The sequence below is a fragment of the Luteolibacter rhizosphaerae genome (genome assembly GCF_025950095.1).
Classification (GTDB): Bacteria; Verrucomicrobiota; Verrucomicrobiia; order Verrucomicrobiales; family Akkermansiaceae; genus Haloferula; species Haloferula rhizosphaerae.
Genome location: NZ_JAPDDR010000012.1, coordinates 18,260 through 32,116, shown reverse-complemented (window position 1 = coordinate 32,116; position 13,857 = coordinate 18,260). Strand labels below are relative to the sequence as shown.

Below are 13,857 nucleotides of genomic sequence, written 5' to 3'. Positions count from 1 at the left end.
GTATATATGGGACGAGCCTTCGAATGCCGCCGCCGAGCCAAGGAAGCCCGCTGGGATACCATGTCCCGCGTTTTCCCCAAGCTCGCCAAATCCATCACCATGGCTGCGAAGAACGGCGGCCCGGACCCGGCGGCCAATGCCCCGCTGCGCCTGGCCATTGCCAATGCCAAGGGCCAAAATCTGCCGAAAGACAAGATCGACGCCGCCATCAAGCGTGCTGCTGGCAAAGACGCTGCCGATATCGTGGAAGTGGCCTACGAGGGAAAAGGCCCGCACGGTTCTCTCTTCTACATCGAATGCGCTACCGACAACACGAACCGCTCGGTGGTCAACATGAAGACCATCTTCAACAAGAATGGCGGACAGATCGTGAACAGCGGGCAACTCGACTTCATGTTCACCCGCAAGGCGGTGGTGGAGTTTGAAGCCGGCCCGGATCTGAATCTGGAAGAGCTCGAACTGGAGCTGATCGATGCCGGCCTGGAAGAGCTTGAGACCGAGGACGGGATTACCCGTGCGATCGGCGACTACGGCAGCTTCTCCAGCCTGACTTCCGCCTTCGAAAAGCTCGGCATCGCCACTAAGAAGGCGGGGCTCGAGCGCATTCCGACCCAGCCGATCGAGTTGACCGAAGAACAGATGGCCGAGGTGGAAGCCATCCTTGAGAAAATCGAAGACGACGATGACGTGCAGGTCGTCTTCACCAACTTGGCTTGAGGAGTCTTTCCGAAAAACACTTTCACAGCGGTGGAGGGCGATGAGTCCTCCGCCGCTTTCTTTTGTTCCCATGCTGCCCCTACGGCGCGATGGAAGGCGGCAGCCAAGCGCCCTCTCGCTCGGCCTCGGCATACCATTCCACGGCGGGCTCCCGAAGCGTTCTCTCCAAAATCGTCAGCGGCCTATAAAGTGCCAGATGGAGTCTCGACCGGAAGATGCGGTGGTGGATCTCCGGTCCTCCCAAGCTTCCGCGGTGGTAGGAGGTGCTTGGGAAATAGCCGACGAGATAACCCGCGACGAGCAATGCGATTCCCGTGACGCGGGGCGTGACATACCGGGAACGGCTCACTCCACCTTCTCTCCCTCTGCCTTGTAGCCGCTGCGATACTTCGGCACGAACTCCTGCTTCTCCGCAGTGTCGACATCCTTGATCAGGACCTCGACAGCCTTTCCGAGCTGCGGGTCTTCTCCGGCCACGAGTTGTCCGGGTTCGGGCCAGACAATGTGATCCGGGATGGCACCGTTCATCTCCATGTCGGTGCCGTCCTTGGGCGAGAACCAGCCGCGGAATGGCACGCGGAGCGTTCCAGCATCGAGAATCTTTTCACGGGAAGCGGAGATCACGCCGCCGGCCGTTGGCACACCGACGATTGGTCCGCGTCCCAATGTTTTGATGGCGTGGGCAAAGATCTCGGCATTCGAGAAGGAGTTCTGGTTGCAGACCACCACCAGCGGTTTGTGCCAGGAGGCATAGACTTTACGGTCCTGAGGATAACCCGGACCACCGCCGCGGGGAATCGTCACCGCGTGCTGCGGTTGGCAGAGCACGGTAAGCAGATGATCGGTGATGAAGCCGCCGCCGTTGTCACGGATGTCGATGACCAAGCCCTCCTTGCCGTGACCGGCGGCGTAGATCTCGCGCTCGAATTGCTCGAATTCGTCCCAATACATCCGAGCGATGTGGACATAGCCCAAGCGTCCGCCGGACATCTCCTCCACGCGCTTGCGGTTATCGATCACCACTTGCGCTTCCGCCAGTTCCCGTGCCCGCTCGTAGCTGATCGGGTGTAGGTCATGAATGTGCTCCTTGCCCTTCTTGTCACGGACGACCAACTCGATGTCGCGGTCCAAGCGGCCATTCATGAAGCGGTGAACCGGCATCGAGCTGTCGATCGGTCGTCCATTGATCTTCACGATCGTGTCGCCAGATTCCACCGGTGGCTTGCACAGAGCCGCAGGGCTGCCCGCAATCACCGATGCCACGGTGAGCGGATCGCCTGCACCGTGACGTTGGAAGCGAATACCGAGGTGCCGTGTGGATTGGAATTCGGCTCCCTCGTTTTCCCAAGGTTTCGGCCAGACGGAAGAAATGAATGTCAGGTGAGAGGCATTCAGTTCACCGAGCATCATGCCCACCACTCCGTCGAAAGTCGGTGAATCGGGTGAATACGCGGCAGCGTCCTCGTACTTCGCCAGGATCTTCTCCCAATCCTTGCCGTTCATCGACGGATCATAGAAGCGGTCCCGGAGAGTCCGCCACACGCTGCGGAACCACAGGCGCTGGTGCGCCACCCGATCCCGCACCAGGCGCGCGGTGATGGGATACTTCGTCAGCTTGCCCTTCTTCAGCAGGGCGGGCGTCTGATCGACGATCCAGAAGAGGGAACCGTCCTTGTCCACGCGGATCGGCAGACCACGGTGCTCGGCCTCATCCTGCATCGAAGCTCCTTGGCGAGCTTCGATCTTGAAGAGCTTGTCATTGGAGCTGTTTTTGCTTTGGAAGAGGATCGCTTTCGAGTCCGCCGACCACAGCATCCGCTCGGGTTCGATGCCGCGGGTATTCAGGCGCACGATGCGCTCGCTCAGACCCTCGAAATCGATCCGCATGCGTTTGCGCTTCGGTTTCTCCGGCGTGGGCACCTGCTCAGGCCGGGTAGTGTCCGGCAGGGATTCAGCCGCTTTCGTTTCCTCGGGCTCTTCGGAGTCGTCGTTCTCGCGTTCGCTGTCTTCTTGCCGATAGAGCGGGTCGTCGCGCATCGCGGATTCCGCATCCAGTTCACGGCGATCGCGGGTCGAGCGGACGGCTTCTTCCAGCTTGAGGTCCACGAAGAAGAGGCCCATCTCGTTGTTCAGGCGCCGCCCGGTAAAGGCGATTCTGCGGCCATCCGGCGACCATTTCGGCGAGCCCTCGAAGTCGGGATGTCGCGAAAGGTTGAAGGGCTCACGCGAGCCGTCCGCCGCCAGAACATAGATGTCACGGTTGAAGTTCTGATCCTGTGCCGCGAAGACCAGCCAACCCGAATCGGGAGACCAATCGAAAGTCGGCGCATCCCAGCACGCGAAGAGCAGTTGGTCGGAACTACCGTCGGCATCCGCAACGTGAAGATTCCCTCCGCCCGAAATGTAGGCGATCCGCGTGCCATCCGGGCTCAGTCGCATCCGCCGCTTGGCCTCGGTGCCGCGTGTCACCTGCTCATGTTGGAAGGCATCGGCCCGCCACCAGTAGTCACCCTCGTCCTTGCGAGCCACGCGCCAAACGTTCCGCTCCGTGCCTTCATCCTTGATGTAGTAGATCCATCGGCCGTCGGGAGAAAAGGCGGCATCCTCTTCGCGGGCGGAACTGCGAGTGATGCGGTTCGGCTCGCGCAGCACGGTGTCGGAGGTCCATAGCTCGCCCTCGGCGCAGAAGACCATTTCCAGTCCGCTCGGTGAAAAGTCGGCGTCCACCGTGCCCGTGATCTTCCGGAGCTCCTGGGTGGTGTCCGGCAGGTCCTCCTGCTGGCGGATCGGGATTTGCTCCGCCTTGCCACCCGGCCGCCAGGCCCAGAGATGGAAGCCGCGGCGGAAGACGATCACGGAGCCGTCCTCCGCTACCGCCGGGCGGATCACGCCGTCGTCTTTGAAGGCAGTGAGTTGCTCGTCCTTGCCGCTGGCGAAGTCCCGCGACCACAGGTTGAAGGTGCCGTCGCGTTCGGAGACGTAGTAGAAGCCGCTGCCATCCGGTTTCCAGAGTGGCGAGCGGGCCTCAGCTTCTTCCTTGATCAAGCTGGTGAAGGCCTTGGTCTTCACCTCGTAGAGCCAGATCGATGAAGCCCGCGGGCCCCGGTAGCCCTTGCGGTAGAGTTGCTCCCCCTCGCGGCAGAAGAGGACTTTGGTTCCATCCGGGCTGTAGCGCGCCGACTGCCCCTTCTCGTTGAAGAGGTAGGTTTCCGGGGATTCGCGGCGCAGGTCGATCTCCATCAGGCGTTCCGGCCGGAAGCCGGGCTCGTCGCGGAGTCCTCTTACCAGCGCCTTGGTGCCGTCCGGCGTGATGTCTTCCAGGCTCGCGCCTTCGGAGTGGAAGCTGTGCTGGGCGGCGGGGCCGCCTTCGGCGGGCATGGAGAAGAGCTGGAGGAAGCCGGCGCGGCTGGAGCAAAAGTAGAGGGATTTCCCATCCGGGGAATAATGGGGGAAACTGTCGCGGGCGGGGTGGGCGGTGAGACGCTCGGCGAGGCCGCCTTCGACGGGGACGGACCAGAGGTCGTCACGCCACTCGAAGGCGAGGGTTTTTCCGTCCGGGGAGAGGGTGGGCCAGCTGGCCATGAGGATCTCGCCGGGAGCCGGAACCGCCCAAGCTGCGGGCAATGCGAGGGCGCAGAGCAGGGCAGGGAGGTAAGCTTGGAAAAGCCGGGCAGACATGCGTCGGGATGGCTACGGAAGCCCGTCGGGAGGGCTTTCAAGTAGTTAGGGAAGGTTAAGTATCTCGACCCGGGCGGAGCGAAGCACATCCCTTGCCAAGTGGCAAGAGTCTAGGCGACGACACCCGCTTCCCGAAAGGAGAAGTAGGGTGCCCGGCCTTGGTCCGGCCGACCCACGATCACGTGGTCGAGGAGTTTCACCTGCATCAGGTCGGCCGCTTCGCTGATGCGCCGGGTAAAGTGCTCGTCCGCCCGGCTGGGGGTGGGGTCGCCCGAAGGATGATTGTGGATCAGGACGAAACCGTAAGCTCCGCGGGTAAGGACCGGGCGCAGGACCTCGCGGGGGTGGGCGACGGTTTCGTTGAGATTGCCGGAGCTGATCTCGACGGTGCCGGAATGACGGAGACGGGTATCCAGCAGGGCCACAATGAGCTTCTCGTGCCGCAGCCATGCGAGCTGCGGGGCGAAGGTCCGGTAGATGATCTCCGGAGAATCCAGCGGGGTCTGGGCGATCTGTTCGCGTGCGGCCCGGGCCCCGAGCTCAAAGGCGGCGACGAGTTGGCAGGCCTTGGCGAGCCCGAGTCCTTTCTGTTTCGACAGCTCGATGGCCCCGGCACTGCCGAGGGAACCGATTGATCCGTAGTGCTCCAAGAGATCGCGCCCGACTTGGATCGCGCTGCGTCCGACGATGCCGGTGCGGAGGAAGATCGCCAGAAGCTCGGCGTTATCCAGTGCACCCGGCCCGAACTTCGCCAGCTTCTCGCGAGGGCGTTCGTCCAAAGGGAGGTCGGCGATTCGCTCTGACATGGTCACATGAACACATGTCGGCCGGGTCTTGGCCAGAAGTTTCTAGTCCTTCGAGGACTTCGGATCGAGGGCGTCGCGCAGGCCATCGCCGAGGAAGTTCAAGGCGAAGAGAGTGGTGGAGAAGAACAGCGCTGGATAGAGCAGCAGGCCCATGTTCGTTTCCATTCGGTCCGCTCCCTCCTTGATCAGGATGCCCCAGGAGCTGTTCGGGGGACGAACACCAAGGCCCAGGAAGGAGAGCACGCTCTCCAGCAGCATGATGCCGGGCACGGCCAGCGTGGTGTAGACGATGATCGGTCCGACCACGTTCGGCAGGATGTGGCGGAAGAGGATCCGGGCATTGCCGAGACCGAGCGAGCGGGCAGCCTCCACGAATTCCTGATGCTTGTAGGCCATGACCTGGGCCCGGACGATGCGGGCGATGGTCAGCCAGCCGATCGCGCCGATCGCGATGAAGAGGGGGATCAGGGTGGTGATCGGAGCCACCTTATCACGGTTCCAGCCGGTGGTGGTGATGACCCACTCGGTGAACTCCGAAGCCGGCTTGTCCACGACCAGCGAAAACAGGATGACCAGCACCAGGAAGGGCAGGGCGAAGAGGATATCGACCACGCGCATCAGGACGTCGTCGAGCTTTCCGCCGACATAGCCGGAGACGGCACCGTAGACGAGGCCGATGGCCACCGCGACGGCAGTGGCGACGAAGCCGACCAGCAGCGAGATCTGCCCGCCGTAGAGCACGCGGGCCAAAAGATCGCGTCCCAGCTGATCCGTACCGAGCCAATGCTCGCCGCTCGGAGGTGCTCCGGAGTTATCCAGATTGATGATCGTCGGGCTCTTCACGAAGGGCATCAGCGGCCCGATGAAGCAGAGGATGACGATAAGGACGAGGAACCAGAGGCCGAGCATGGCTGCCTTGTTCCGGGACAGCCGGTGCCACGCGTCGCGCCAGAGGGAGGTGCCTTTTTCGATCGATTCGGACATGGGAGATGGGTCAGGCGGAAGCGCGCAGGCGCGGGTTGAGGGCGATCTGGGCGAGGTCGGAGAGCAGGTTGGCACCGACGATCAGGAAACCGTAGAAGAGGACGAGACCCTGAATCAGGAAGTATTCGCGGTCGGTGGTCGCATTCACGAAATGCTGACCCATGCCGGGAACCTGGAAGATGGTTTCGATGACGAAGGAGCCCGAGATCATGCCAGCGAAGGCCGGGCCGACGAAGGCCACGGCGGGGATGAGTCCGCCGCGCAGGGCGTGGCGGGTCACGATCCGATGGCCGGGCACGCCCTTGGCGCGGGCAGTGCGGATGTAGTCCTGATTCAGCACGTCGAGCATGCCGCCGCGGGTAAGCCGTGCGATATAGGCGGCATTCACCATCCCGAGCGTGACAGCCGGGAGGATCCAGTCGGTGGGCGTATTCCAGCCCGCCACGTTAAGCCACTTGAGTCCGAGCCCGGCGAAGACGGCCAGAAGGGGCCCGATGACGAAGCTGGGAAGACAGATACCCATCATGGCAGCACCCAGGCAGGCGTAGTCGAGGGGACCGTTCTTCTTCACCGCGGCGATCACGCCGGCGGGGAGTCCCACGATCAGCGCGATGCCGATCGAGAGCACCCCGAGAAAGGCGGAGACGGGGAAGGACTGGCTGATGATCTCCGAGACCTTCACGCCATCCCGCTTCAGCAGGATGCCCATGTCCTGATCCACGATCAGGTTCTTCAGGTAGGTCAGATACTGGACCGGAAGCGGCTTGTCCAAGCCGACATAGGCTTTGAGTTGTTCTAGGATGTGCTTGGGCAACGCCTTCTCGTCCGTGTAGGGACTGCCCGGCATCATGCGCACCAGGAAGAAGGTGATCGTGACCAGCACGAACAAGGTCAGGAGACCTTGAAAGAGGCGGCTAAGGATGATGCGGGTCATGGCAGCGGATCACTTGGTGCGCAGGCGGAGCACGTCATAGGGGTGGTTGTCGAGCAGGAGCGGTTTCCAGCCTTCGACGGCAGGATCCATGAGGTAGTTTCGGGCATACCAAGCAATCAGAAGAGTGGGCGACTCCGCGGTCATGATCGTCTCCGCCTCACGCAGCAGGGCGTAGCGTTTGGCGGCATCCGCCTCTTGGTGAGACTTCTGCAAGAGTTCCTCGTAGGGCTTGCTGGACCAACCGGTGAGGTTGTTGCCGTTCCCGTCCGTCCACATTTCCAGGAAGGTGAGGGGATCGAGGTAGTCGCCGATCCAACCGGAGGAAGCGAGGTCGTAGTCGAACTCCTGCATCGCGGCGAGGTAGGCGGTCCATTCCTTGTTCTCGATCTCCACCTCGATGCCCAGCTCCTTGCGCCACATCGCCTGCACGGCTTGGGCCACGGTGGCGGCGGTCTCACGGCTCGCGAGGAGGATCTTGAGGCGCGGGAAGCCCTTGCCGCCCGGGAAGCCCGCTTCCGCCAAGAGGCGCCGGGCGGTTTCCGGATCGAAGGAGATCGCATGAGGCGAATCGTAGCCAGCCATCGGCGGGGTCATGCCGTAGGCCGGCTTGTAGCCGCGGAGGATCTTGTTGCAGATCTCCTCCTGATTGTAGGCGAGGTTCAAGGCGCGCCGGACCCGCTGGTCATCGAGCGGCTTGCGCTTGGTATTGCAGCGGAAGAAGAGGGTGCCCACGTAAGGCTCCTGACGGAGGACCGAGGGGTTCTCCTTCTTCATGAAGTCCACAATCTCCGGCGGGGCCGTGTAGGTCACGTGCATGAGGCCGTCCCGGAACATGCGCGCCTCGGTGTAGGAGTTGTTGATCGGCAAGAAGCGGACGCCGTTCAAGGTCACCTTGTCCGCGCCCCAATAGTAGGGATTGCGTTCCACCTCGAGGTGGTCATTGCGGCGCCAGGACTTGAGCTGATAGGGGCCGTTAGAGACGATGTTGCCCAGCTTGGACCATGCGTTGCCCTTTTGGGTCATGGTGCCGTATTTCAGCACCGCGTGGCGTGGCACCGGGTTCCAGGTGTAGTGCTTGAGAATCTGCGGGAAGTAAGGAGTAGGTCCGCGCAGGGTCAGGCGTAGCGTGAAGTCATCCAGCACCTCCACGCCCACTTCCTTGAAATCCGTGGTCTCGCCCTTGTTGAAGCGGTCTGCTCCCTTGAGGAAGTAGAGCATCTCCGCATATTTCGCGGCGAAGGAGGGCTCGAGGATCCGCTGGTAGGCGAAGGCATAGTCGTGAGCGGTCACGGGGGCGCCATCGGACCACTTGGCATCCTGCCGCAGCTTCGCAGTCCAGACCGTGGCGGTCGCATCCGGTTCCAGCACCTCGGCTCCGGCGGGCAGCACGGTGGCATCCTCGCTCGGGTGATCGGAGACGAGTCCTTCGAAAAGAGCCCGCAGGATATTGCTCTCCAGCACGCCGGTCACGACCTGGGAGTCCAAGCCTTTCGGCTCGTTGGAATTCCCCATGATCAGGACCCCCTCGCGGTTGGCTTTCTCGACCAGGGTTTCCCCGGAGCCCAACTGTTCTTCCCTCTGGCAGCCGGTCAGGCAGAGCAGGGCGGGGAGCAGAAAAAGGGCAAGTCGTGTCATGCGTGGCGCAGCACTAGCTTGTCCCGCGCCGACATTGCAGGGAAAATTTCACTGCCCGTGTCGCTTTTGGTCGGGAACATGCAGCTTCCCCGTGGATTTCGGCCAAAGCTGCACGAAACGTCCCCGGGGACTTGCAAGGGAGGGCTCCTCCGCTAGAACCACGGAATCCTTTAGCTTCGTACTGCCATTTGAAAGCCTACTTCCTGCGCCGCCTTCTTCTGATCCCTTTGACTTTGTTGGGGATCACGGCGCTGGTCTTCGCGATCAACCGGATGGCCCCGGGCGGCCCGGTGGAGCGCAGCATCGCCGCCCTGATGGGGGGCGATGGCGGGAAGCGCTCGCGGATGGAAAGCGGGCCGACCATCACGGCGTCACAGGTTCTCGACGTAGAAGAGAAGAAGAACCGGGAAAAGAGCCTCGGCCGAGCCTACGGCGAATGGCTGGGCATCTTCCCGCGGGACACCCAGAAGATCGGGCGAGAGTTCCCGAAAGGCGCGACCGAAGTGGAGATCCCGATCCCCGGCACGATCCATCTGGTGAAAGCGATCCGCCAAGGAGACCGCGCCGAACTCAAGGCGGAAGCGGGCGTGGATATCTCGGAATGGGCGGTCCGCCTGAGAAGTCCTGCGGAGCAGGTGCGCCACTGGAACAAGTGGATGGGCGGGATGTCGCTGCAGAGCGAGCCCGAGTATCGGGCGGTGCTTTACAAGCCGGCATTCGACGGCCTCTTGCAGGGGAGCTTGGGCGCCTCGGAGAAGTATCAGGACCCGGTGGGGCTGATGATTCTGGAGCGCATGCCGGTGTCGCTGTACTTCGGACTGGCTTCGGTGCTGGTGATCTACGGCGTGTGCGTGCCGCTGGGTATCCTGAAGGCGATCAAGCACCGGACCTTCCTCGATAATGCGAGTTCCGCCGCAATCTTCGCGGGCTTCGCGATCCCGGGCTATGCACTGGGATCCCTGCTGGTGGTGGTGCTAGGTGCCAAGTGGGGATGGTTTCCCATCCGCGGCTTCACGGGAGATGACTTCGACACGCTCTCCGCAGCGGACAAGGTGAAGGATATCTTCAACCACACCTTCATGCCGCTGGTCTGCTACCTCATCGGCAGCTTCGCCTTCATGACCATGCTGGCGAAGAACAACCTGATGGATAACCTGGCGGCGGATTACGTGCGCACCGCGGCGGCAAAAGGGGTCTCCTATCCGGCCGCGGTCTTCCGGCACGCGCTGCGGAATTCGATCATCCCGATCGCCACCACCTTCGGCGACAACATCGCGCTGCTGGTGGCCGGTTCAATGCTAGTCGAGAAGGTCTTCGACATCGACGGCTTCGGGCTGCTGCAGTTCAGCGCGGTGGTGGAACGCGACGAGCCCGTGATGCTCGGAGTGCTATTCGTCGCGGCGGCTCTCACGGCCCTGGGGAAAGTGATTTCGGACCTGTGTGTGGCCTTGGTGGATCCACGGGTGAGCTACAAGTGACATGACCTTTCCCCGTAAAATCGGCATCCTGCTTTTGCTTCTGGCCGCGGCGGCCTACGCCGGTCACGAGGCCGGATTGTCGCTGCCATCCCTGCGCTGGTTCTTCTCCTTCGATTCCGCGCCGGGAGCTTTCCCGGAAGATCACTGGCGCGCCGAGCAGGGACGCTGGATCGGCTATGGGTTTTGCGGGCTGATGGCCTTGACGGGCCTGCTCCTGCTGGCAATGGGCGGGGGCTTCCAATGGAATCCGCTGACGGTGCGGAAGTTCTCGCGCTTCCGCTCGATCGGCCGCGGCTGGCTGTCCTTCCGCTTGCTGATGTTGCTGCTGCTGCTCACGCTGCTCGATCAGGTCGTGGCGGGCAGGCAGGCGCTGGCCGTGAAGTACGACGGCAAGTGGTTCTTCCCGGCTTTCCGTGAGGCGGCTTTCGCGGCGAAGGATTTCGGAGGAGAGGGCGACCAGGAGGCGGATTACCGCCAGCTCAAAGCCGATTTCAAGGAGCGTAAGTCCGGGAACTTCGTGATCATGCCGCTGATCCCGTGGGAACCGGTGCTGGACTCCGACGAACTGCAGAAGCGCCCGCTCGACAATCTGGACGGCAAGATCCATCGCGCGGGAGACAACCAGCCTTTCAATGGCTATGCCGTGCAGTTCTGGCCGGAGAGCCCCGAGGTGAAGCTACGCGATGCGCGCTTCCGCGGCGGTCTCCGCGAAGGTCCGGCGACGCTCTTCGACGGCAAGGGCGAGTTCGCCGGGAAGCAGACCTGGCATCAGGGGGAACTGGTCGAAACTTCCGTTCCGGATGAAGGCCCGCCTCCGGGGGATCTGCGCTGGGTGGAGATCATCTACAAACCGGCACCTCCCTCCCTGGCCGAGCAGCACTACCTCGGCACGGATTCGAATGGCTGGGACATCGCGGCCCAGCTCTTCGGCGGTCTTCAGGTGATCTTCAAGGCCGCGTTCGTCTACATCCTGCTGACCTATGGCATCGGGATCACGATCGGATCCATGATGGGTTACTTCGGCGGGGCCTTCGACCTGATCATGGACCGCTTCGTCGAGATCCTGAGCAACGTGCCCTTCCTGCTGGTGGTGATCATCATCACGGCGAACATCGGGCGGGATAACATCGATCTCGCCACCATCCTGCTCGTTTTCTGCGTGTTCTCGTGGATCGGCGTTTCCGTCTATCTGCGCACGGCGACCTACCGCGAGAAAGCTCGCGACTACGTGGCCGCCGCCCGGGTGCAAGGGGCGGGAACCTTCCGCGTGGTCTTCCGGCATATTTTGCCGAATGCGATCTCGACGATCGTGACGCTCCTGCCCTTCAGCGTGGCCGCGCTCGCTACCTCGCTGACTGCGCTGGACTTCCTAGGGTTCGGTCTGCCCGACCGCTATCCGAGCTGGGGCCGGGTACTGGAGGACGGCACTTCGAATCTTTCGTCCACTTGGATCGTCAGCTCCGTGTTTGCGGTCATGGTCGGGGTCTTGCTCCTGATCACCTTCGTCGGCGAGGCCATCCGGGAGGCCTTCGATCCCAAGAAATTCACCACCTATCAATGAAGCGACCGGCAGCCATTCTCGCCGCCAGCGCCTTGGTGTTAGCGGCCATTTTCCTCTCCGGATGCAAGGAAGGGGATGCGTACAAGAGCTACGACAACAGCCAGGAGCGCGAGTCCTTCTACAAGCGCTTCAACCAAGAGACCGCCACGCGGCTTGCGGGAGAACACAAGGAACTGGAGTCCGCGCTGGCGGGAGAGCTCACCGAGCAGGCCCGCAAGGAGAAGACCTTGGCCCTCGACGACTTGAACCGGCGTTTGCAGCGGCCGGACTTCTTCGAGTTCTTCACCGAAGAGCAACTGCCGCAGGACCTCGAGTGGCAGACGGCGGAGGATGGGCCCGAGATCGGTTCGCCCAAAGCCAAGAAAGGCGGCACCCTGCACAGCTACATCGTGGGCAATGCCTTCCCGCCCACGCTGCGGACGCTCGGTGCGGAGGGGAACAACAGCTTCCGCCACTACCACTGGGACGACATGGAGATGAGCCTAGTGCTGCTCCATCCGGAAACGGGCAAGCTGATGCCGGCGCTTTCCGACAAGTGGGCGGTGGCGGCGGACGGCCAGACGATCTACTACCACATCGACAGCAGTGCACGCTGGTCGGACGGGAAGGATGTCACCTCTCGGGACTGGCTGATGACCTTCTACATCTACCTCTCCGAGTATCTCTCCGAGACCCACTACCGCGAGTATGTGAAGGGGCAGTACTGGGGAGTGGCGACGTACGGCGACGATTACCTGTGCCTGCGGATGGCCACGCCGAAGCCGCTGGCCCCGTACGTGGCCAGCACCTACCCTTTCCAAGAGGACTTCTTCAAGGAGTTCGGCCCCGACTTCGAGGCCCGCTACAACTGGCGCTGCCGCCCGACCACCGGAGCCTTCGAGATCCGTCCGGAAGGCGTGAAGAAAGGCCGCTCCATCACCATGAGCCGGGTGAAGGACTGGTGGGCACGCGACCGCAAGTACTACAAGCACCGTTTCAACCCGGACCAGATGATCTACAATCTGGTGCGTGACGACGAGAAGGTCTTCCAGATGGTGCTGAACGGCGACATCGACGTCTATTGGCTGATGGATGCGCGGAAGTGGTTCGAGCAATCGGAGGTGCCGCAGGTCTTCAACGGCTACATCGAGAAGGCCCGCTACTACTTCGAGTTCCCGGCGATTTCTTCCGGCCTCTATCTGAACCAGCATAGCCCGCTGCTGGCGATTCAGGATATCAGGATCGGCCTGCAGTATGCCTCGAACTGGGAGAAGGTGATCGAGTTCGATCTCCGCGGGGAAGGCGAGCGGCTTCATCTGCTGGAAGCCGGCTACGGACCTTATTCGCACCCCACGCTCAAGACCCGTCCGTTCTCGGTGGAGAAAGCGAGGGAAGCATTCGCACGGGCTGGCTTTAGCGAGTTGGGCCCGGACGGCATTTTGAAGGACAAGGACGGGCGCAGGCTGTCCTTCACCATCACCTATGCGAAGCGGCCGACCTACGATGCCTGGCTGCTCCGCCTGAAGGAGGAGGCGAAGAAGGCGGGGGTCGAGTTCAAGCTTGAGGGCATGGACAACACGGCCGCCTTCGGGAAGATCCAGCGCAAGGAACACGAGATCGCGATGATGGGCTGGCAGGGGCAATTGCCCTTCCCGGATTTCTATCAGGGCTTCCATTCGTCCGAGGCCTACGAGCCCGGGACCCGCAAGCCGAAGCCGATGAGCAATAACATCAGCTCGTTTGCCGATCCCGCGCTGGACCCGATGATCGAGGAGAACCGGGCGGCCCGCAGCGAAGAGGTCGTTCGAGACACGACCTGGAAGCTGGAAGAGATCCTCCACGAGCGGGCCGTGTGGGTGCCGGCCTTCGACCGGCCCTTCTACCGGGTACTGTCCTGGCGGTGGATCCGCTGGCCCGATGATTTCAACGTCCGCATGGGCAACGATCCGGAGATGAACTACGTCCTCTGGATCGACGAAGACATCAAGAAAGACACCCAGGAGGCGATGAAAGAAGGTCGCGGCTTCCCGGAGCAGAACCGGCTCTTCGACCAGCACCGCAGGAAGACCGCCGCCGAGAATTGAC

General features: G+C 62.3%; 9 protein-coding genes. 4 read left to right on the top strand and 5 right to left on the bottom strand.

Annotated elements, in window-relative coordinates; translation table 11 throughout:
- Nucleotides 1–6 precede the first annotated feature (6 nt).
- Nucleotides 7–717, top strand: coding sequence for a YebC/PmpR family DNA-binding transcriptional regulator (locus OJ996_RS20715; RefSeq protein ID WP_264515587.1), 711 nt, complete (start codon nucleotides 7–9; stop codon nucleotides 715–717).
- A 345-nt stretch (nucleotides 718–1,062) separates the two neighbouring features.
- Here OJ996_RS20715 and OJ996_RS20710 read toward each other — a convergent pair whose 3' ends face one another.
- The 5 genes from OJ996_RS20710 to OJ996_RS20690 all read right to left on the bottom strand — a co-directional run bounded on the left by OJ996_RS20710 (nucleotide 1,063) and on the right by OJ996_RS20690 (nucleotide 8,754).
- Nucleotides 1,063–4,395, bottom strand: a complete 3,333-nt coding sequence (locus tag OJ996_RS20710) for a S41 family peptidase (protein ID WP_264515586.1) — start codon at nucleotides 4,393–4,395, stop codon at nucleotides 1,063–1,065.
- 110 nt (nucleotides 4,396–4,505) lie between these two features.
- Nucleotides 4,506–5,201, bottom strand: coding sequence for a RadC family protein (gene radC / locus OJ996_RS20705; RefSeq protein ID WP_264515585.1), 696 nt, complete (start codon nucleotides 5,199–5,201; stop codon nucleotides 4,506–4,508).
- Nucleotides 5,202–5,243: 42 nt separating this feature from the next.
- The gene (locus OJ996_RS20700) at nucleotides 5,244–6,185 is read right to left on the bottom strand and encodes an ABC transporter permease (RefSeq protein WP_264515584.1); all 942 of its coding nucleotides are present in this window, start codon (nucleotides 6,183–6,185) and stop codon (nucleotides 5,244–5,246) included.
- Nucleotides 6,186–6,195: 10 nt separating this feature from the next.
- The gene (locus OJ996_RS20695) at nucleotides 6,196–7,119 is read right to left on the bottom strand and encodes an ABC transporter permease (RefSeq protein ID WP_264515583.1); all 924 of its coding nucleotides are present in this window, start codon (nucleotides 7,117–7,119) and stop codon (nucleotides 6,196–6,198) included.
- Between the two features lie 9 nt (nucleotides 7,120–7,128).
- Nucleotides 7,129–8,754 carry a peptide ABC transporter substrate-binding protein gene (locus OJ996_RS20690; RefSeq protein WP_264515582.1) on the bottom strand — a complete coding sequence of 542 codons (1,626 nt, stop codon included), beginning with the start codon at nucleotides 8,752–8,754 and terminating at the stop codon, nucleotides 7,129–7,131.
- A gap of 188 nt (nucleotides 8,755–8,942) precedes the next feature.
- Here OJ996_RS20690 and OJ996_RS20685 point away from each other — a divergent pair, with 188 nt between their 5' ends.
- The 3 genes from OJ996_RS20685 to OJ996_RS20675 are packed head-to-tail and all read left to right on the top strand — an operon-like array spanning nucleotide 8,943 to nucleotide 13,856.
- On the top strand, nucleotides 8,943–10,232 hold the full coding sequence (locus tag OJ996_RS20685; RefSeq protein ID WP_264515581.1) for an ABC transporter permease subunit: 1,290 nt from the start codon (nucleotides 8,943–8,945) through the stop codon (nucleotides 10,230–10,232).
- Nucleotide 10,233: 1 nt separating this feature from the next.
- Complete coding sequence (locus OJ996_RS20680) at nucleotides 10,234–11,793, top strand: ABC transporter permease subunit (RefSeq protein ID WP_264515580.1); 1,560 nt, start codon at nucleotides 10,234–10,236, stop codon at nucleotides 11,791–11,793.
- Nucleotides 11,790–13,856: an ABC transporter substrate-binding protein gene (locus OJ996_RS20675; RefSeq protein WP_264515579.1), complete on the top strand. Its 2,067-nt coding sequence runs from the start codon at nucleotides 11,790–11,792 to the stop codon at nucleotides 13,854–13,856. The genes OJ996_RS20680 and OJ996_RS20675 overlap by 4 nt, the downstream gene beginning before the upstream one ends.
- Nucleotide 13,857: the final 1 nt, after the last annotated feature.